This is a genomic window from Pirellulales bacterium, assembly GCA_019694435.1.
GTDB lineage: Bacteria > Planctomycetota > Planctomycetia > Pirellulales > JAEUIK01 > JAIBBZ01.
Window position 1 is genome coordinate 1 of record JAIBBZ010000052.1, and the last position, 20874, is coordinate 20874.

The following is a 20874-nucleotide window of genomic DNA, read 5'->3' on the forward strand; positions in this document are numbered from 1 at the left end:
GCCGCGGCGCGAAGTTCACCTTTGCCGACTATCGGCGGCTGTATGCCGATGCCCAAGCCGAACTCCTCGCGAAACGCGCCCTCGGCTCGACCGAGTATCCCGACTCGGTGATGACCACCTGGCAGATTACCAATCAGCGGTTGACGGCCGAGGCCCGGGCCCTCCTGCGGCTGTGCAGCTACCTGGCGGCGACGCCGATTCCGCTGTCGCTGTTGATCGGCGGCGTCGAAACGATCCGCGCCGAGGCCGCAGAGCTGGCCGGCCTTGAAGCGCCGCCCGCAGGCCATGCAGAACTCTGGGTAAACGACCGCGTCGACGAGTTGACCTCCTACTCGATGGCCCAGTCCGACGGCCGGGCCCTTTCGTTCCATCCGCTCGTGCAAACGGTCGAGCGACTACAGATCGAGTCGCCCGCAGCGGCCGGAAACACCGCGCAAGGCACGGCAACCGCGCCTTCCAGCCCCCCGCCCACGCTCCAACGGGCCCTGAACTGGATCAACGGCGCTTTCGCCGGCGATCCGACCGACGTCCGCACCTGGCCGGTGCTCGACCCGCTGACGGCCCACGCCGAGACGATCGCCTGGCACGCCGACCGCGCCCAGATCGCCGCCCCCACCGCCCGGCTGATGAATCAAGTTGGATTGCTGCTGAAGGAAAAGACCCAGTTCGCCGCCGCCGAACGGCTCTACCGCCGCGCGATTGTGATCGACGAGGCGAGCTTGGCGAGCGAGCATCCCGAAGTAGCCACGGACCTCAACAATCTCGCGGCATTGCTGCAGGCCACGAACCGCCTGGCTGAAGCGGAGCCCTTGATGCGACGCGCCTTGGAAATCGTCGAGGCAAGCTTCGGGCCAATGCACCCCAAAGTGGCCGGGCGTCTCAACAACCTCGCTCAGTTGCTCAAGGCTACCAACCGCATGGCTGAAGCCGAGCCCTTGATGCGACGCGCCTTGAAGATCGACGAGGCAAGCTTCGGGCCAATGCATCCCAGTGTGGCCATTCGCCTCAACAACCTCGCGCTGTTGCTCCAGGCCACCAACCGCCTGGACGAAGCCGAGCCTTTGATGCGACGCGCACTGGAAATCTTCGAAGCACGCCTGGGGAGCGATCATCCGAACGTCGCAACCCAACTCAACAACCTCGCGACGTTGCTCAAGGCCACCAACCACCTGGCCGAAGCCGAGCCCTTGATGCGACGCGCCTTGAAGATCGACGAGGCAAGCTTCGGGCCAATGCATCCCAGCGTGGCCATTCGCCTCAACAACCTCGCACTGTTGCTCCAGGCCACCAACCGCCTGGACGAAGCGGAGCCCTTGATGCGACGCGCCCTGGAGATCGTCGTCCACTTCCAACAGGCCACGGGGCACGAACATCCCCAGCTAGCGATTTACAAAGCCAACTATGCCGCAATAGCGCAGGCCTTAGGTCGCCCGTAGCGATTGCGTTCACGGCTGAGGCTGCTGAATTCGGCCAGTGCGTTGTTTGCCAAGCTACGCAACCTCAGGCCTTGATGAGACCGGTTGCGGCAGAAAGCATCGCGAGGCGTGATCGGTCCGCGGCGCGGCCCTAACGGCAGCGCGTGCTCAGGCTGCCGGCCAGGAGCGTCGACAGCCACGCCTGCTCTCGAGTGCGTTCGACCCGGGCGCAGCCGCTGCGCAGCACGTCGCGTCGGGCGATCACGCCGACCAGAATGCCCCGTTCGACGACCGGCACGCGGCGAATCCGGTGTTCGCGCAGAATGTCGATCACCCGCTCGACGGTGACGTCGGTTTCGACCGTGATCACGCAGTCGGTCATGTGCCGGCCGACCGGCTCGCGGGCCGCCGCGGGGTGTTTCAGCAAATCGAGCAACTCGTACTCGGTGATGAATCCCACGACGTGGCCGGCGTCGTCGATCACGGGCAGACCGCTGATCGCGTGCTCGATGAGCAGGTGCGCCGCGACCTCCAGGGTGTCTTCCTGGTGAATCGTGACCGGGTGGTGCGTCATCACGTCCTTGGCAGAAAGCATGTCGGGGCTCGCAGAAGGTTTCCCGGACAACGGACCGATGTGCCTTGGGAAACTCTAGCCCGCGGCAGACTTGCGCCGGCCGGCGGCAAGCCCACGGTCCTGGCAGAGGGGGGGCCTGCGGCGCACCACGAGCAGCGGTGATGCCGGTTATGCCGGGGGCGCTACATCATCGCCCCGGGCGGTCCCGGCAGGACTTCGCACAGATACGACTCAATCCCGTATTCCTGCTTCCACTGGTTCGGGTAGCCCAGCGACACTTCCTCGAACCGCACGCCGTCGCGGTAATCGGTGCCGCGGACGTGCTGGTGCCCCGAGAGCACGGCAATGGCCCGGAAGCGCTTGTGCCAATCCTCGGTCCGCCGCGTGCCGCACCAGATCGAGAACCGCGGGATCGCGTGCAGCTTGAGCAGATCGCGCCGCAGCGGAAAGTGGTTAATCAGCACCGTGGGAATCCGTGGATCGACTGCGGCCAGCCGCCGCTCGGTCAGCCGGCAGCGCGCCTCGCACCACGCTTGCCGCGTCGGGTACGGGTCGGGATGTAGATAGCCCTCGTCGGCGCACAGCACGCCCGACTCCATCGCCCAATCGATCACCGACTCGGCCGGAATCTCGTCGGGGCGAAAGCTGTAATCGTAGAGCAAGAACAAAGGACACAACGTGCAGGCCACGCCGTCGCCGGTCCAGCGCGGAAACGGGTCTTCGGGCGTCAGTACCCGGTACCGGCGGCAAATCGACACCAGGTGCAAGTACAAGGCCTCGCCGCGCCGGGCGCGATCGTCGCCGGGCATGGTCCACAGGTCGTGATTGCCGGGCACCCAGATCACCTGGCGAAAACGCGCGGTGACGATCCGCAGGCACAATTCCAGATGCGCGACCGACTCGCCCACGTCGCCGGCCACGATGAGCCAATCGTCCGGGTGCGGCTCGAGCGTGGCCAATGCGCGGCGATTGATCTCGTGGCCCAGGTGCAGATCGCTGATGGCGTAAAGCTTCATGCCGTGCTGGCCGGGAGATTGGTCACTGACACGCTCGGACCGAGCGTGGATGCCTCAGGCACAACGACTCGTGCCTAAAGCAGGATCCGAAAGACGTGCTCGCCTTTGCCGAAATGCACGGTTGCATCGAGCCCGAGGGTGATCTGCGTCTTGCCGAAGCAGTGTTGCGCGCCCTGCGCGCGGAGGTACTGGTTCAACTCGGGACCCACGACGGCGAACCAGCCGAAATGATCCGGCGCCACGGCCGAGAGCACCGGCTGGACCAGGTTCATGCCCCATCGCGACCAGCGGTCCTTGTGATAGCGGTAGGTGATAAACGCCCGCGGGTTGGGGACGTCGGGCACGACGGTCAGATCGGCAAAACGACCGAGCACCGACTGCTCGACCCATTTCTCCATCAGCCGGTCGACGTCGGTCCGATCGATGAACGGGTCGCCGTGAAACCGGTCGTAGGGATTCACCATTTCGCGCGCCACCTGCGCCAGGCTCGGAATGTCCTCGGGCGTGGCTTGCCGAAACCGCGTCCACCCCTCGGGCACGTGATCGGGCAGCCGCAGGTAGTGCACGATCTGCACGCTGAAGTGGTAATGGATGCGGGTCTCGATCAGCGTGAAACCCAATTGGCCAAAAGCCCGTAGCAGCGACAGGTCGCGCGGATCGACCATGGCGAACAGATAACGGATCCCGCGCCGCCGGGCTTCGCCCAGCAGGTGTTCGAGCGCGGGCGCAAAGTCGGTGCGCAGATGGTCGTACGGTTCGCTCAGCGGAAACACGCCGTCGAGGCGGGCCACGCCGTAGCCGAAGAATTCCGAATCCCAGGGAAGCCGTTGGGCAAACACGCCCAATTGATGCCCGTCGCTTCCCTCATGGACGAAGCGCAGGTCGTTTTCGGCCGCTACGCGGGCCGTCAATTCCTCGGCATAGATGGCCCGATCGCCGCTGCGCGAGATGCCCGGTACGAAGTCCAAGGGGCTCCACGGCAGCCGCTCGGCCAACGTCTGGCGAACGCCTTCGAGCCGGCTCTCGAGCGGGGCGATTTGTGCCATGCGGGCCGCGGGTGTTCGAAAATGGTCGCCAAGGAATCGGTCGCGATGCGCTCGATTCTAGGCCCGGGGTACGCGCCTCGCCAGTCGGCCACGGCAGCGATCCTCGGTCACGCGACGCAGCCGCGTCACATCGGCGCCCAGCGAACAGAGTTTCTCGGCAAAACACTCGTAACCGCGGTCGAGATGATCGATCCGCCGGACATAGGTCGTGCCGGTGGCCGCCAGGCCGGCGAGCACCAGCGCGGCACTGGCCCGCAGGTCGGAGGCCGTCACGCGTGCCGCCGTGAGCGGCAGGCCACCACAAATGCGGGCCACACCCCGGTCGACCTCGGCGCGAACGCCAAACCGCCGTAGCGCCTCCAGATGACCAAAGCGTTCGGGAAACACGCTGTCCTGAATCCGGCTGACCCCTTCGGCCAACGCCGCGACGACGCCCAGTTGCGCCTGCACGTCGGTCGGCAGTCCCGGAAACGGCCTTGCCAGCACGCGCAAGGCACGCAGCGGCGACTTGCAGGCCGCGCGCACCTCGCGCGGCTCGCACGAAATCTCGACGCCCGCCGAGGCCAGCGTTTGCATCACGGCCGCCAGGTGCGCGGGCTCGACGTCGGTGACCGTGACTTCGCCGCCGGTCACCGCGCCCGCAGCCAACAAGGTGGCCGCCTCGATGCGATCGGCGATCATCACGTGCTGGGCCCCGCCCAGTTGCTCGACACCCCGAATGATGAGCGTCGACGTGCCGCGCCCTTCGATCTGAGCACCCAGTGCTTGCAGGAACCGAGTGAGGTCGACAATTTCCGGCTCGACGGCGGCGCCGCGCAGGACGGTCACGCCGTCGGCCAGCGTGGCGGCCGAGAGGATGTTCGCCGTGCCGGTTACCGTGGTGCCGTGCGGCCCACCCAGGTTCACCATCGCACCCCGCAATCGCTTGGCGCGCGCCACCACGCGCCCGCGGCGAATTTCGATGTCTGCCCCCAGCCGGGTCAACCCTTCCAGGTGCAGGTCGACCGGGCGCGGGCCGATACGGCAGCCGCCCGGCAACGGGACCACAGCGCGGCCGTACCGAGCGAGCAGCGGACCCAGCACGCAAAAGCTGGCCCGCATCCGTTTGACGAACCAGGCCGGTGCGACCACGCGGGGCTTGGCGGCAGGCTCGACGCGCACCGCATAGGGAGCGTTGCGCGTCACACCCAGGCCGAGGCCGCGCAGCAGTTCGGCCAGGCAGGCCACGTCGGTCAACCGGGGAACGCGAGCCAGTTGCACCGGTTCGCTCGCCAGAATCGATGCAGCCAGGATGGGCAGACTGGCGTTTTTCGAGCCGGCCGCGACGACGCGACCCGTCAGCCGGTTGCCGCCGCGAATTCGATAGACGTCGGCCGCTCGCGTGTCCATGCTTCGCGCCGCCTGCGAGGTGCTGCCGGCCGGGGAATCCTTCCCCCGGGCCATGCGGGCGGAATCATCGCACAATCGGCCGCAGCGGTGAACGGCAGTTCGCCGCCGCTGCGCCGCCGCAGGCATGCTAGCGGCGCTGGAAGCCGGCTGTTCCGCGCGCCGTTTACAGGCGACGCGCCACGACCACGCGGGGACGGCCGCCGAAGTCCTTGATTGTGGGCAGCACTTCGAACGCCCCGGTCGCGGCGATCAATTCGCGCACCGCCGCCTCGATCATGGGGCTGACCTCCAGGAGCATCTGCCCGCCGGGCGCCAGCCGCGCGGCCGCCTCGGGCACCAGCCGCTCGATCACGGCGGTCCCTTGCGTTCCGCCGTCGAGCGCCAATTGCGGCTCGTACTGGGCCACGTCGCGCGGCAACTGTGCGAGCTCGGCCGTGGTGACATACGGCGGATTGCTCAGCACCAATTGAAACTGCCGCTCGTCCGCGACCGGGGCGAACAAGTCGCCCCACAGGAATTCGATCCGGTCGCCGACGCCGTGAGCCGCGGCGTTGCGCCGGGCGACTTCGAGCGCCGCCTCGCTGCGATCGATGGCCGTCACGCGCACGCGCGGATCGTGCCGGGCGACGCTGACGCCGATGATGCCGCTGCCGGTGCCGACATCGGCCACGGCAATCGCATCCTGGCCCGATTGCTTCTTGAGCAGGTCGAGCGCGCCGACGACCACCAGCTCGGTTTCCGGGCGCGGAATCAGGACGTCGGGCGTGACGGCGAAATCGAGCGAGTAGAACTCACGGCGGCCCAACAGGTAGGCCACCGGCATACCCTCGCTGCGCCGCCGTACCAGGTCGCGAAACGTGGCCCGGACCGGCTCGGCTGGCTCCTCGTCGTAACGCGTGTAGAGATCGATGCGTTTGCAGCCCAGGGCCTGGGCCAGCAGCAGCTCGGCGTCGAGCCGCCCGGATTCGGATCCATGCTCTTTGAGGAACTTGGTCGTCCATTCGAGCAGACGTCCGACGTTCCATCGCTCGCCGCCGGACATGTGGTCGGGTTCCTCTGGCAGGTCGGGCCGGGGCCCGTACATGACGGGCGCACGGTCCGCGGCGGCTTATTCGATCGTGCCCATGTCGTCGCGATGCTGCTGCCGCTCATATTCGACCAGGGCGTCGGTCACCGGCTGCAGGTTGCCGGCCAGCGTCTGGTCGAGCTTGTAGAGCGTCAGGTTGATGCGGTGATCGGTGATGCGGTTTTCCGGGAAATTGTAGGTGCGAATCCGCTGGCTGCGATCGCCCGAACCGACCAGCCCGCGGCGCTGCTCGGCGCGCTTGGCGTGTTCCAGCTCGCGCTTGTGTTCGTAGAGCCGGGTCTTTAGCACGCGGAGGGCGCGCGCGTAGTTCTTGTGCTGGCTCTTTTCGTCCTGGCATTGCACGACGATGCCCGTCTCGTAATGCGTCAGGCGCACGGCCGAGGCCGTCTTGTTGACGTGCTGACCACCCGGACCGCTCGCGCAGAACAAGTCCTTGCGATAGTCGCCTTCCTTGAGTTCGACCTCGACGTCCTCCGGCTCGGGCAGCACGGCCACGGTGGCGGCCGACGTGTGAATCCGCCCTTTGGTCTCGGTCTCGGGCACGCGTTGCACGCGGTGACCGCCGCTTTCGTACTGCAGCAGCCGGTAGCACCCTTCGCCTTCGATTCCCAGGACGATTTCTTTGAAGCCGCCCAGCTCGGTGAGGCTGGCGTCGAGGATTTCGACCTTCCAGCCATGCTGTTCGGCAAACCGCTTGTACATCTCGTACAGATCGCGGGCAAACAGCGCGGCTTCGTCGCCGCCGGTACCGGCCCGAATTTCCATCACGCACCGGGTCCGCTGGGCGTCCTCGCCGCCGACGGTCAAGTCGAGCAGCTCGTTCCAGATCGCCTCGCGCTCGTTGCGCAGCTCGGGCAGTTCGCCCTCGGCCAGCTCGCGCAGCTCGGCATCGCCCCCTGCGACCATCGCCAGCGTCTCGGCGATCTGGGCGTTGAGCTCCTTGAAACGCCGGTACTTGGTGGCCAGCTTGGCCAGCGACCCATGTTCGCGGGCCGCGGCCGAATAGCGCGAGCCGTCGGCCAACACGACGGGATCCTGCAATGACCGTTCGAGCTCGACAAAGCGGCCGTAGGTCGTTTCGAGTTGTTCACGCATGTTCATGGTTGTGCCTGGGGCTCAAACCACGTTTGCGGCCGGCCGGCGCGAGCTGAGCGCGGGAGGCAGGCAGGAGAAAACGTCCGTGTCGTGCATCGAAATCGGGCCGGTCCGCGACGCGCGCAGGCGAATTGCCGAGAGCGCCGGGCCACCTGCGCCGCTTGCGCGGCGCGGGTCGCGCGGCACGGCGAGCACGCGCCCAGCTAACCCTTCTCGGCCTCGGCGGCCTTCTTGTCGCGCTTCAGACTGGCGTAGCCGCCGGAGAACTTGTTCTTGAACCGCTCGATGCGGCCGGCCGTGTCGACGAACTTCAATTTGCCGGTGAAGAACGGGTGGCAGGCGCTGCAAATGTCGACGTGCAACTCGGGCTGCGTGCTGCGCGTCTTGAAGCTATTGCCGCAGCCGCACTTGACGAGCGTCTCAACGTACCGGGGATGGATGCCCTCTTTCATGGCTGGTTAAAACCTCGTCGTGCAGAACCGCCGCCGGGCACGCACCCCACGGCAGTAGGGGAAATATCAGGAAGCCCTGAATTCTAACGCCCGCCCAAAACGGCAGCAAGGGCCGCTGAGCCGGTCGCGAGAAGCGATGTACCGGCGATCGATTCCCCAGTTGGGAACCTGGTCCAAACGACAGCACTCGGGCCCATGGTCACGGCTTCTCGGCCACTTATGCGCCGTCGGCAGTGCTGGAATCTGCCGGCTGCTCGCCCTTGCGCAACCGCTCCGCGATCACCGCGTCGACGAACAACTGTGACACGTGGTAGGCGATCAAGGGCAGCATCGCCAGGCCGGTGAAATTCTCACGGGCGATGTGCAGCCCCACCATCAGGGTCTTCTGGCTGCCGCCGAAGCCGACGGCAATCCGGTCCTCGCGCGGGACCCCCAGCACACGGCCGATCAGATGCCCGGCAAACAGCATGGACAGGTGCAGGCCGATCACCATCGTGATCATCGACAAGGTGTCGAACCACGTAATCGAGGCGCGGCCGCTGGCCAACATATTGCCGGCATCGGTCGCGCCGACCAGGGCCACGATCAAGATGCCAATCTGGGCCGCCTCACCCAATCCTGCCCGGCGCCGATGCGCGACGGCGCCAACCCCAGGCAACAATCGGGCCAACTGGCCGCAGGCCATGGGCAGGACGACGATCAACAGCAGGTCGATCATCATCTCTTGCGGCGTCTTGCTCATTGACACGTCACGCCCGGTGGTGGCCGCGAGCCACAGCGGCGTGACGAAAAAGCAGCTCATGTTGGTGATCATCGTGCACAGCACGGCCACGGCGTCGTTGCCGCCGGCGCGGCGCGTCCAGACCGCCGCCGAGGCCAGGGTGCTGGGAATGCTGGCCGCGACCAGGTAGCCCGTGCCCAATTCGGCGGGCAGCAGCCGCGACAACGGCCACGCCACCAGGGGCAACAACCCCAGGTTGATGCCGACGGCCAGCATCACGGCTCGCGGACGGCTGAGGGCCCGCCACATGCTGCTCGCGTCGAGCGAAACGCTCATCACGAACAGTACGACGGCCACAAGCACGCGATCGGGCACATGCTCGGTCAAAGGGAGCAAAGCGCGCGGCACCCCGAAGCCGGCGGCCATCACCACGACCAGCAGGATCAAGAACCAGCGGTCGCGCAAAAACCGCAGCAGCATTCCGTCGTCCTTCTTGTCTAAGTCCGAGAGACGCGTCGCCGAGGGATCAAAGCCGTGTGACCAGCGCCGCCAGCGCGACGACGACCATGGCCGAGGCGACGATGACCTTCGAGAGCGTGCCCAGCACGCGACCCCAGAATGCCGCCAAGCCGATGTTCAGGCTCGCTTCCAGGGTGCGACCCTTCCACTGCTCGCCGAGGATCGCGCCGATCGTGGCGCCGATGCCCGCGAACACCACGGCCGCGATCAGTTGTCCCACGACGGGTACCGGCACGCCGACGACGATACCCACGATCGCCCCCAAGAGCGACCCCAGCAGGGCCAGGAGCATGCCGCGGCGGCTGCCGCCGGCCCGCGCCACGCCCAGCGCCCCGGCCACGGTCTCGGCGATTTCGCCCAACACGGCCAGCCCCAACAGCACAGCCACGACCGGCCAGCCGACGTCCCAGAACGCATCGTCGCGCACCAACCACGCATAGAGCGCCGCACAGCCGACGATCAGCCAGGTGCCGGGCATGGCCAAGAGCACCATCACCCAGCCGGCCACCAGCGCAACCACGAACAGCACTACCCAAAGCAGATCGAGCACGAGCGGTTGGTACTCCTCCGCAAAGCGTAAACGGCGTCGAACGTGCCGCAGGCCTGATCGTGAAGCGGCCTAAGGCTGCGTCGCGGAAGCCGCCGGAGGCTGGTCGCCACCGGACGTTGGGTGCTGCTCGCGCAAACGCCGCGCACGCCACAGCGAGCCGACGCGCGCCGGCGAGTCGTCCGCCTCGTACAACGCAATCGCCTCGGCGAACTTTCCCGAGGCCTCTTGAGTGCGGGCCAGGTTATAGCGGGCAAACGGCGAGTCGTCGCCATCGAGGAAGTCGACAGCCGTCGCAAAATTGCCGCGTTCGAACGACAACAGCCCCAGCCATACGCTGGCGCGGCGCTTGGCTTCGCGGAGCACGCCTTTGGCCTCGTCGCTCATCGACGCGGCCGCGAGATCGGCATCCGCCGGGCGACACTTCAGATAAGCGTCGGTCGCGCTGGGCTCGCCGGCGAACTGGCCACGCAAATGATCGATGCGGCCCTGCAGCAGCCGTTGCGGAACCCGTTTGAATCCTTCGCCCAAAGCGACTCCGGCGCCAGGCAGGACGGCCGCAGCCAAGGGCCCGGGCCCCTCGGCCGGTAGTTCGGTGGGCTGCGCCACGCGATACGGGTGCTCCCAGGCGGCCACACGAGTCGCGCCGCGAACCACGGCCAGCCGTTGGGCCAGCGTATCCGGATCGAAGCCCAGCACCAGCCGCCGGTCGCCCGCCAGGTTCGACTCGATCGCGCGCAATCGCCCCGCCAGGTACTGCGGGCCCGCCTCGATGAGCAGGGTCAATTCGGCAAAATCTCCGCTTTGCCAAGCGTAATTGCCGCCGCCTTCGCCGTGGAACTGGGAAACGATCGCCGGATCGTCCTGGGCCTGGGAAAGCGTGGCGATACCCGCGCCGCCCGAACCCGGCAGCGCAATGCCTTGCAACGGATCGAACAAATAAAGCTGCGGGCCCTGCCCGGCAGGCTTGGCGTCGAGCACGACGGCGACCAGGGGCTCGTGGCCGGCACGAGTCACAAGCACCCAGTCGATCCCTTGTTGACGCCCCAGCCGCACCAGCACTGCGATTCGTTCGTCGAGCGTGCCGCGGCCCGCGAGCAACGTCTGCCAGACGGGTCGGGGCTCGGCGCCTGTTGCCGAGTCGATTGCGATGTTGCGGACGACCCAGTCGAACTGCCGCGCGGCGCGCCCCAGCGGAGTTGCAGCGGGCGAGCCGTCAATCGTCGACCCGATCCGTGCGGTACGGTTCGCGATGTCGGTCAGCCAGATGGCCTCGGCGAGAAAGATCGCGTCGTCGAGCGTGTAGCGACTCTCCAACCGCGACCGCGCACCTGGACCACCTCGCAGTTCTTCGGGCAGGGTCTCGAGCAGCGCGCTGGCTGGAGTTTCGATCGCCGGCTTGGCCTGCATTTGCCAGTCGTTCAGTCGGGCAACGACCTGCTCGAGCATCTTGTCGGGAGGAAAACCGGCCAGCCGCTGCAAATTGTCGAGGGCCACGGTAAACAATTCCGCGGCGCGCTGGCGGGCCTGCGCCTCGGGCGAAAAGCCGCCGCTCCCGGGGCGCGCGGCCTCGGGCGTGCAGCCCGAAACGGTCGCTGCGACGATCCCCAACACGATCAAGACCGCAGCGCGGAGCACGCGCCGCGAGCCCGGCGATGACCTCACACCACCCCCCCTGCTGCGGCGCGAATGCGCAGCAGCCGTTCGATGACCCCTTCGAATTCGTCCAGGGGTATCATATTCGGCCCGTCGCTGGGCGACGTCTCGGGCGTCGGATGCGTCTCGAAGAACAGTCCGTCGACGCCGATCGCCGTCGCGGCCCGGGCCAGGGGTTCGACCATCGCACGATTGCCGCCGGTTGCGTGGCCCAATCCGCCCGGTTCTTGCACGCTGTGCGTCGCGTCGAACACGACCGGCACGCCCAGGGCCTGCATCTGGGGAATGGCCCGCATGTCATTCACCAGCCGGCCGTAACCGAAAAAGGTCCCGCGCTCGCAGAGCAGGATATTCTCGCAGCCGGCCCCGGCTAATTTGGTTACGACGTGCTGCATGTCCCAAGGAGCCATGAACTGGCCCTTTTTCACGTTCACGGCGCGACCGGTCGCGGCGGCAGCCAGCAACAGATCGGTCTGCCGGGCCAGGAAGGCCGGGATCTGCAACAGCGCGCAAACCTCGGCGGCGGCCGCTGCCTGGTGCGACTCGTGAATGTCGGTCGTCACCGGCAGGCCCGTCTCGCGGCGCACGCGATCGAGCATCGCCAGCCCTTCGTCGATGCCGGGACCGCGGCGGGCGTCGGCACTAGTGCGATTCGCCTTGTCGAACGAGGCCTTGAAGACGAGTGAGACCTTGTGGCGCACGGCGATGGCCTGGAGCCGGCCGGCGATCTGTTGCGCCAACTCGAGCGATTCGAGCACGCAGGGGCCCGCGATCAACAACAGCGGCTCGCCGGGACCGCAGCGATAGGGTCCGATGTTGGCAGGCAGGTTCGGCACGCGGCATAGACTCGCAGGGCAAGCGGCCGTCGGCCAACGGACCGCAGAATAAGAGAAAGTAGTCCCGCGCGGCATCATAGCGTTGCGCGCGTCGGTCGCGTAGACAGCCGGCTCGATCGGCAACGCAACCGATTGCGAGATATCGCGTTGCGTTGATTCAGTCGAACTGGCGTCTCAGCTTGAGAATACCCCGAGGAACTCCCCTGCCCCTGTACTCACGATGAGGGGAACGCCAGGCTCAATGTAGCGCACTTCTGCCGAGCGTGTTGCAATTTGCTGCGCCTCGCGACTCTCAATAGCCGTGGCCGATGCATATTCTCAAAACGATATTCCCTTAACACATTTCCATGAAAACACTTAACGACTTTCTCAAGTTGAGACCAAACGATCTCAGCAGCGGCATGGCACATGCTCAGGGAGAGATGGCGAAATAAGCCGCATGCTCGCTGGCGGCGGCTTGCTTCGCCCTTCAATCGACTGGCCCGCGGGGCCTCCGATGACGATCGGCAGGATGGTTCACTTGCCCCTGGCCATCCCGCACAGCCAATGTGTAATTGGCACGTCGGAGGCCCCCGTTTTTTTGCGCCCGGCCCCTGCTGCGGCCCGCGCTCCAAGGTCAGCTGCGCCAAGGCTCTGCGGCGCGTGGGACCGCATCGTAACCGCCTATGGGCCTTGACGATCTGCCGCGCGGCGCGTAGGTTTGCCAGCTTGGACTTGCGGGCGTAATGGCGTGGACCTTGCGCCCGAAAAAGCCAGCGTAGCTTCAATTGGCAGAGCACCGCATTCGTAATGCGGGGGTTGCGGGTTCGACTCCCGCCGCTGGCTCTTTGCGTATCGCGCTGCCGGATTCGTCGGTTGTCCTGCTGCGCCGCGGCGATCCTTCGTACCGCGCGGCAGCATCGGCGGCGGGCCGCGATCACGAGCCACTGGAACTCAAGCCCGAGGAGGTTGTCATGGCCCAGGGAACCGCTTTCGACGTGAAAGAGGCTGTCCTCTCGAATACCACTTTTGGCCCGCAAGAGATTCGCCGCCTGGTGGAAAGCATCTCGGCGGACTTCGGCAACTACCGCGTGCTGCGCGATGCCGTCCAACAGTTGGAACGCGAAGAGGAACTCAGCCCCGCGACGCGGGTCCGCTTGGGGGTCTGTTATTACCTGCTGGGCCGGTATCGCCAGGCGGTCGAGTGTCTGAGCAATGCCGACGGCGGCGCGCTGGCGCGGTTCTATCTCGGTAAAGCGCACTTCGCCCTGGGCCAGTACGAGGAGGCGATCCGCGCGTATCAGGCCGCCGCCACGGCGGGCTACGACACGGGGCTCTCGGCATTGGGCCGCGTCGAGGCGCTGCGCTATCTGAACCAGGCTCAAGAAGGGCTCAAGCTGCTCGATGAGCTGTCGGGGCCCGTCGAGCAAACGGCCGAGTATCTCTACCAGCGTGCGGCTACAACGCATGCCCTGCTCGGCAACCCGGCGGAGGTGATTCGGTTCTACGAACGGGCCGTCGAGGCCGACCCGACGCATGCCGGCGCACTGTTTGGCATGGCCATGGAAAACGATCGCCACGGCAACGACGACACCGCCGTGATGCTTTACGAACGCTGCACTTCGCGGTTCCCGGCGCATGTCGGCGCCCTGATCAACCTGGGCGTGCTGTACGAAGATCGGCAACAGTTCGATCGGGCCCGGCAGTGCTACCAGCGCGTGCTCGACGTGTACCCGAACCACGAGCGTGCGCGGCTGTTCATGAAAGACGCGCTGGGCTCGGACGGCGGCGGCTCGGACGACGACGCGGCGCGCCGGCGCGACCGGATCACGCAGATGCTCGCGGTCCCGGTCACCGACTTCGAGCTGTCGGTGCGGAGCCGCAACTGCCTGCAGAAGATGGGCATCATGACCCTCGGCGATCTGACGATGACGACCGAGCAGGAACTGCTCGCCAGCAAGAATTTCGGCGAGACGTCGCTGGTGGAAATCAAGGAGATGCTGGCCACCAAGGGATTGCAGCTCGGTCAGTTCGCCGATCAGCGGCCCAAGTTCGAGCCGATCGTCGAGCCGCAGAGCTTGTCGGCCGACGAACAAGCGATGCTCAGTCGGCCGATTGCCGACTTGAACCTTTCGGTCCGGGCGCGGAAGTGCATGGTCCGTCTGGGCATCAGCACGATCGGCGAGTTGGTCCGGCACACGGGCGACGAGTTGCTCGAATGCAAGAACTTCGGCGTGACCAGCTTGAACGAGGTCCGCGAAAAGCTGACCTCGCACAATCTCCGTCTCCGCGGCGAGTAGCGCTCGCGGGGCGCGCCGCACTTGCCAGATTGCGTGAAGGGGGCAGTTCCATGCCGGCGCGAGCGCTGCAAAGCCGCGAGTACAAATGCATGCTCGACGGGCGTTTGTTCGGCGAGCCACGGCCGGCCGCGGCCGAATTGGCCCGGAATCTGGCCGATGCGGCGAAAAGCGTGAAGCAGTTCTCCTGGGGCGGCGGATTCGACTCCGACGCCAGCGAACGAACGATCGAGTTTCTCGACACGAGCGACCGCGCGATCGCGCTCAACGATCTGGTGTTTCGCCGCCGCGTCCGGCTCGACAAACAGCGGACCGAATACACGCTGAAATGCCGCACGCCGGATCGCTACGTTTCGGCCGGCACCAAGATCGCGCCGGCCGACAAGTTTCAGGAAGACCTCAGGGACCTGAAGTTCGAAGAAGACATCGCGCCGCCGTTTGCCTCGCGATTCTCGCATTCGGCGACGATCCAGGGCCCGAACCAGGCGCCCGAGGATCTGGCCGCGGCCGCCGCCTGGTTTCCGCTGCTGGCCAAGCTCAAACGCGATGGCGAGACCTGTCCGGGCAAGCTCGCATTGCAACCCGTGAATGTGCTCGCCATCCACGAACGGGTGTTCAAGGGCCCGACATGCACGTTTCACAAGACCACAGCCGAGGTGGCACTGATCATCTGGACGAACGGCCCGCTCGGCCGGATGCTGGCCGTCGAGTTCTCGTTCCACTATGACCTGGAGGACGAGGAACTCACGACCAAGGCGGCGGAATCAGCCTGGCGATTCTATCGCTACATCCAACGTCTCGATTGGTGCCTGGCCGACGCGCGCACCAAGACGCAGCTCGCCTACGGGGCGGAATAGGCTCGGGCTCGTCGACAGTGCCTCGGCAAGAGTGCCTCGGCAAGAGCGCCTCAGCAACTGCGGGAAAAATCGCGATGAGCCTGGCCACGCAGCAGTCGATTTCACTGCCTTGGGGCGACGGTCAACTTGAGGTACGCTTGCCGGCCTCGTGGCAAGTGGTGGGTCGTTTCGAGCCGCGCGAGATGGCGGCCGCCGCCGACCCGCTGGTGGCGTGCCGCGAAGCGCTGCAAGCGCCGGTCGGCGCGGCTCCCTGGTCGGGGCGCGATCTGCGCGGCAAGCGCGTGTTGCTCGTGCCCGACGACGTCAGCCGCCCGACGCCGGTGGCCGATTTTGCCCCGGCGGTTTGCGAGGCCTTGCACGCGGCCGGCGTAGCCGCGGGCGACCTGGAGATTCTGTTCGCGCTGGGCGTGCACCGCCCGATGACCCAGGCCGAGGCCGAGGCGAAATTCGGCCGCGACCTGCTCGCGCGGTATTGCTGGCACAATCACAACGCTTTCGAGCCGGCGCAGTTGGTGCACCTGGGCACGACGCGGCGCGGCACCCCCGTGTGGTTCAACCGGCTGCTGACCGAGTTCGATCTGATCGTGCCCCTGGGGGCGATCGAACCGCACCTGCTCCTGGGCTTTTCTGGCGGCTACAAGATGCTGCTGCCCGGCTGCGCGGGCGCAGAGACGATCGGCCACAATCATCTGCAAGGCACCGGCGGCGGCAGCTTCAACTATGTCGGCGTGCTGCCCGACGATTCACCGATGCGCCTCGATATCGAAGAGGCCGCCTCGATGCTCGGCCGCGAAGTGTTCGTCGTGAATGCGGCGCTGCGGGCCGACAAACGGGTCGTACGCTTCTTCTGCGGTTGTCCCCGTGGCGCGCTACGCGCGGGCGTGGCCTATGTGCGCGAACATGCCGAGGTGCAGGTGCCGCAGCCGGTCGACGTGGTGATCGCCAACTCGGCGCCATTCGATATCGACCTGCGGCAGAGCATGAAGTGCATCGGGAACACGTCGTTTGCAGCGCGGCGCGGCGGCGTGGTGCTGGGGTTCTTACGGTGTGACGAAGGCCGCGGCGACGTCGAAGTTCCGTCGCGGACGTTGCCCTATGGCGCGCTGAAGCTGGTGACCGGCGTGCTCGGGTCGAAACGGATCATGAACTTCGTCAACCTCGTGCGGCGCGGCGATCCGGTCGAGCAGAAGTTTCTGTCCCACTTCGCCCTGCAAACGCTGCATCGCAACGAGATTTACGTCTACAGCGAGCAACTCGAGCCGGACGTCGGCCGCAAACTGGGAATCTTGCGCCAATACCGCGATCCCGATGCTATGGTCGCCGAGGCCTTACGCAAGGTCGGCCCGCGCGCCACGGTGGCGGTGTTTCCCCAGGGAGGTTGCACCTATACTCGCGGCAGCGCCTTCGCCAGCAGCGCCGGCACGATGCCGGTTGCCGCCGCCAGTTAACCGACCCCGATCTCGCGCACGCCGTGTCGAATTCGCCTTTCACTCTGCATACCACCGACCGCAAGACGGCTGCGCGCCGGGGTACTCTGGTCACGGCGCATGGACCGGTCGAGACGCCTGCATTCATGCCCGTCGGCACGCAGGGCACCGTCAAAGGTGTGACGCTCGATCAATTGCGGGCCACGGGCGCCGAAATGATTCTGGCCAACACCTATCACCTGGCCTTGCGCCCGGGCGAATCGCTCGTCGCGCGGCTCGGCGGGCTGCACGGCTTCACCGGCTGGACGGGGCCGATCCTCACCGACAGCGGCGGGTTTCAGTTGTTCAGCCTGGCTCAGATGACCAAGGTGCGCGAGACCGGGGCCGTCTTTCGCTCGCACATCGACGGCCGCACGCTGGAGATGTCGCCCGAGCGCGCTGTCGAAATCCAGGCGGCGCTCGGGAGCGACGTGGCGATGGTGCTCGACGACGTGGTGGGACTGCCGGCTCCCCATGAGCGGTTGGCCGAAGCCGTCGAGCGCACGATTCGCTGGGCGGCCCGCGCCCAGGCAGCACATCGCCGCGCCGACCAACTGCAGTTTGCCATCGTGCAAGGCGGGCTCGATCCGGCGTTGCGCCAACGCTGCGCCGAGCGCCTCGTGGCCCTCGAGTTTCCCGGCTATGCGATCGGTGGGTTGAGCGTCGGTGAAACGCCCGCGGAGATGTACGCTGCGATCGATGCCACGGTACCGGCGCTGCCGGCGGACCGACCCCGCTACTTGATGGGCGTGGGGCGGCCCATCGACCTGCTCGAGGCCGTGGCCCGCGGCGTCGATATGTTCGATTGCGTGATGCCGACGCGCAACGGGCGCAACGCGCTGGCATTCACCGCGTCGGGCACCCTGCGGATGCGCAACCTGGTGCACCAGGACGACGCGCGCCCGCTGGAGGACGACTGCCCCTGCCCTGCCTGCCGTCACAGCCGAGCTTATTTACGGCACCTGTTCATGGCCGACGAGATGTTGGGGCCCATCCTGCTGTCGATCCACAATCTGACCTACTACCAGCGCTTGATGGCTGCGGCCCGAGCGGCGATTGCCGCGGGTACCTACGGCGAATTCATGGCCGCGACGCTCCGCGGCTGGAGCGCGTCGTCGGCTGCCGACGATTCGCCCAAGCACTCGACGGCGACCTAGCCCCCGGCTTGCCGAGCGGTGAACAAGGCCCGGCGCAGGGGGCCTTCGCGAGCCGGATGCAGTCGCGGTTTTCACGCCGGCTGCTGCCCTTGTGGCTGCGAGCGCAAAGCCATATGCTTACCATCTTTGGCTGCCGGCCGAGGGGGTCGGTTGGCGCCCGCCGTGCACCCTGGGCAGGTCGGGTTGCATACCTAAAATCAGGCCGGTCGCGCTGGCAGGCGTGCCCGAGCGATCCGCCGTCGAGTCGTTCGTCCCGTGAACTGGCAATCGCTGTCTCTAGTGCTGTTGGCCGAGAACGCTCCGCAGCAGCAGGTCGGATCAGGCATCCTCAGCATGCTTCCCATGCTGGTGATGGTCGTGTTGCTGTTTTACTTCATGATCTTGCGGCCTCAGCGGCGCGATCAGGACGCGCGCACGACGATGCTGGCCAACCTGAAGAAGAACGACCGCGTGGTCACCGCCGGCGGCCTGTATGGCGTCGTGACCAACGTCCGGCCCGAGGCCGACGAAGTCACGCTCAAGGTGGACGAAACCAATAATACCCGCGTCCGCGTCACGCTGCAGTCGATCGCCCGTAAGCTGGGCGACGAATCGGGCGACGCCACGACGGAGAAGACCTAACGCCGGTAGAGCGCCATGCGGCTCGCCGAGCCGCGGCGCATCTCGGACAAGGAAGCGACGATCATGCAAGACTGGGTTGTCAATCTCGGAATCGCGCTGGCGCTGTTGATCGTGCCGCCGGCGCTGGGGTACTACCTGGCCCGCACGCTGCGGATGACGGAATACGGCTGGAAGATTTCGCTGGCGCTGTTCACGTTGGCCTTGGCCGTGGTGGTGCCGCTACGCGGCTGGCCGCCGCAATTTGGCCCCGATCTGGCCGGCGGCTTCAACCTGGTCTACGAGGTCGATCGCGAGCAGTTGAAGGAGAAGACCGGCGCAGACAACGCGAAGAATCCGGATGCATCGGACGACGAGGCCGGCAACGTCGACATGGACAAGCTGATCTCGGCCATCTCCATGCGCATCAACCCCGACGGCCTGAAGGAAATCGTTATTCGCCAGTACGGCGAAGGCAAAGTCGAGATCATCATTCCCCGCGCCGACGCCGAAGAGCTGCAGCGCGTTAAGAACAAGATCAGCAACATCGGCACGCTCGAATTCCGCATCCTGGCGAACCGCCGCGATCACGAGCGCCTGCAGGAAGAGGCCCTGCGGCTGCCGCTCGACGTTCGGGAAGTGCGCAGCGGCACCGGGACCGTGCAGGCCCGCTGGGTTCCGCTGCGGCATCCGGAAGACGCCGCGGTGTATGCGGCGAATCCCAACTTCGCCACGCGCGTCAATCGCCGCCAGCAGACCGAAATCCTCGTCGCGATCGACCCCTACAGCGTAACAGGCCGGTTCCTGACCAGCGCCCGCCCAGGGGTGAACGACCGGGCTCAGCCTGCGGTGCACTTCACCTTCAACACCGAAGGCGCCTACTACTTCCACCGGTTGACGAGCGACAATCTGCCCGACCAGGTCGGCAACTTCCAGCGCCAATTGGGCATCATTCTCGATGGCCAATTGTTCTCGGCCCCCAACATCGAAGAGGCCATCTCGGACCAGGGACAAATCTCCGGCGGCAGCATGGACGACAAGGCCGTCGAAGACCTCTGCGCCGTGTTGAACGCCGGCGCCTTGCCCACCGCCTTGCGCAAGGAGCCCATCAGCAGCCTGTTCACCGGGCCCACGATCGGCGCCGACACGGTCCAGAAGGGCTGGGTCGCGATGAGCATCTCGCTGCTGGCCGTGTTCTTGCTGGTGAGCGTCTACTACCGCTTTTCGGGCCTCGTGGCCACGTTCACCCTGGTACTCAACCTGCTGCTGGTCGTGGCGGCCATGATCATGCTCAACGCGGCGCTGACCCTGGCCGGCATCGCGGGGCTGGTGCTGGGCGTGGGTATGTCGGTCGACGCCAACGTGTTGATTTTCGAACGCATCCGCGAGGAAAAAGACCGCGGTGCTTCGCTGCGGATGGCCATTCGCAACGGGTTCGACCGCGCCACGACGACGATCATCGACTCGAACTTGACCACGCTGATCTCGGCCGTCGTGCTCTACGTGATCGGCACCGACCAGATCAAGGGGTTCGCCGTGGCCTTGATCATCGGCCTGGTGATGAACCTCTACACGGCCGTGTTCGTGGCCCGCATCATCTTCGACGTTTGCGAACGGCAACGCTGGATCAGCCAGCTCTCGATGGGCCGGCTGCTCGACAAGACCAACGTCGATTTCATGGGCATGGCCCGTTGGGCTCTGGCCGGTTCGGTGGCCATCATCGCGATCGGCCTGGCCGCCGTGGCTTATCGCGGTTCGAACATGCTCGACATCGACTTCACGGGCGGGACCAGCGTGCAGATCGAATTCCGCGAACCGCAGCGGATCGACGAGCTGCGAACGGCCGTGGCTAAGGTCGAAGACAAACTGCCCGACGCCGTGGTGACTAACCTGTCGCTGGAAGACGAAGGCTCGGCCGACAAGTTCTTCGTGATCAACACGTCGCAACTCGATGTCGATCAGGTCGAAACCACATTGAAAGAACTGTTCGCAGGCAAGCTGCAAACCAACGAGCTGTCGCTCGACGGCGCGGTCGCCATGGTCGAGGCCCCCCCCGCGCCGGCTGGCGAGGCCGCGCAGCCCGAATCGACGCCGCCGGCGACGCCCCTAACCACTCCGGCACCCGCGACCCCAGAGACCCCGGCCGCGCCGGTGGAATCTTCTACGGC

At 66.2% G+C, this 20874-nt stretch carries 18 protein-coding genes and 1 tRNA gene; 8 read left to right on the plus strand and 11 right to left on the minus strand.

What is annotated here, in order from left to right:
• A partial coding sequence (locus K1X74_22020) for a tetratricopeptide repeat protein (protein MBX7169029.1) occupies window positions 1–1436 on the plus strand: 1436 nt, incomplete at its 5' end.
• Between the two features lie 130 nt (window positions 1437–1566).
• On the opposite strand, the gene K1X74_22025 is transcribed toward K1X74_22020, so the two are convergent.
• From K1X74_22025 to kdsA, 11 genes are all read right to left on the minus strand, one after another.
• A complete protein-coding gene (locus tag K1X74_22025) occupies window positions 1567–2010 on the minus strand; it encodes a CBS domain-containing protein (protein MBX7169030.1) in 444 nt (147 codons plus the stop codon).
• 161 nt (window positions 2011–2171) lie between these two features.
• A complete protein-coding gene (locus K1X74_22030) occupies window positions 2172–3005 on the minus strand; it encodes a metallophosphoesterase (GenBank protein MBX7169031.1) in 834 nt (277 codons plus the stop codon).
• Between the two features lie 74 nt (window positions 3006–3079).
• Window positions 3080–4051, minus strand: coding sequence for a hypothetical protein (locus K1X74_22035; protein ID MBX7169032.1), 972 nt, complete (start codon window positions 4049–4051; stop codon window positions 3080–3082).
• Window positions 4052–4108: 57 nt separating this feature from the next.
• Window positions 4109–5440, minus strand: coding sequence for a UDP-N-acetylglucosamine 1-carboxyvinyltransferase (gene murA, locus K1X74_22040; GenBank protein MBX7169033.1), 1332 nt, complete (start codon window positions 5438–5440; stop codon window positions 4109–4111).
• 163 nt (window positions 5441–5603) lie between these two features.
• Window positions 5604–6482: a peptide chain release factor N(5)-glutamine methyltransferase gene (gene prmC / locus K1X74_22045; protein ID MBX7169034.1), complete on the minus strand. Its 879-nt coding sequence runs from the start codon at window positions 6480–6482 to the stop codon at window positions 5604–5606.
• A gap of 66 nt (window positions 6483–6548) precedes the next feature.
• Window positions 6549–7622 (minus strand): peptide chain release factor 1, encoded by a 1074-nt coding sequence (prfA, locus tag K1X74_22050; protein MBX7169035.1) that lies wholly within the window; start codon window positions 7620–7622, stop codon window positions 6549–6551.
• A gap of 203 nt (window positions 7623–7825) precedes the next feature.
• On the minus strand, window positions 7826–8074 hold the full coding sequence (gene rpmE / locus K1X74_22055; GenBank protein ID MBX7169036.1) for a 50S ribosomal protein L31: 249 nt from the start codon (window positions 8072–8074) through the stop codon (window positions 7826–7828).
• A 217-nt stretch (window positions 8075–8291) separates the two neighbouring features.
• Entirely contained in the window at window positions 8292–9275 is a 984-nt protein-coding gene (locus K1X74_22060; GenBank protein ID MBX7169037.1) for a bile acid:sodium symporter, read from the minus strand.
• A 46-nt stretch (window positions 9276–9321) separates the two neighbouring features.
• Window positions 9322–9864: a DUF456 domain-containing protein gene (locus K1X74_22065; protein ID MBX7169038.1), complete on the minus strand. Its 543-nt coding sequence runs from the start codon at window positions 9862–9864 to the stop codon at window positions 9322–9324.
• A 69-nt stretch (window positions 9865–9933) separates the two neighbouring features.
• Entirely contained in the window at window positions 9934–11526 is a 1593-nt protein-coding gene (locus tag K1X74_22070) for a hypothetical protein (GenBank protein MBX7169039.1), read from the minus strand.
• Window positions 11523–12428: a 3-deoxy-8-phosphooctulonate synthase gene (gene kdsA / locus K1X74_22075; GenBank protein ID MBX7169040.1), complete on the minus strand. Its 906-nt coding sequence runs from the start codon at window positions 12426–12428 to the stop codon at window positions 11523–11525. Before kdsA ends, K1X74_22070 begins: the two co-directional genes overlap by 4 nt.
• 676 nt (window positions 12429–13104) lie before the next feature.
• Between kdsA and K1X74_22080 the strand changes: the two genes are divergently transcribed.
• From K1X74_22080 to secD, 7 genes are all read left to right on the plus strand, one after another.
• A tRNA-Thr gene (locus tag K1X74_22080) sits at window positions 13105–13178 on the plus strand.
• A 128-nt stretch (window positions 13179–13306) separates the two neighbouring features.
• On the plus strand, window positions 13307–14632 hold the full coding sequence (locus tag K1X74_22085; GenBank protein MBX7169041.1) for a tetratricopeptide repeat protein: 1326 nt from the start codon (window positions 13307–13309) through the stop codon (window positions 14630–14632).
• Window positions 14633–14682: 50 nt separating this feature from the next.
• Window positions 14683–15486, plus strand: coding sequence for a hypothetical protein (locus K1X74_22090; protein MBX7169042.1), 804 nt, complete (start codon window positions 14683–14685; stop codon window positions 15484–15486).
• Between the two features lie 74 nt (window positions 15487–15560).
• Complete coding sequence (larA, locus tag K1X74_22095) at window positions 15561–16934, plus strand: nickel-dependent lactate racemase (protein MBX7169043.1); 1374 nt, start codon at window positions 15561–15563, stop codon at window positions 16932–16934.
• A 44-nt stretch (window positions 16935–16978) separates the two neighbouring features.
• Window positions 16979–18109, plus strand: a complete 1131-nt coding sequence (gene tgt / locus K1X74_22100) for a tRNA guanosine(34) transglycosylase Tgt (protein ID MBX7169044.1) — start codon at window positions 16979–16981, stop codon at window positions 18107–18109.
• 255 nt (window positions 18110–18364) lie between these two features.
• Entirely contained in the window at window positions 18365–18730 is a 366-nt protein-coding gene (gene yajC, locus K1X74_22105) for a preprotein translocase subunit YajC (protein MBX7169045.1), read from the plus strand.
• Between the two features lie 15 nt (window positions 18731–18745).
• On the plus strand, window positions 18746–20874 hold a 2129-nt coding region (gene secD, locus K1X74_22110; GenBank protein MBX7169046.1), incomplete at its 3' end, for a protein translocase subunit SecD.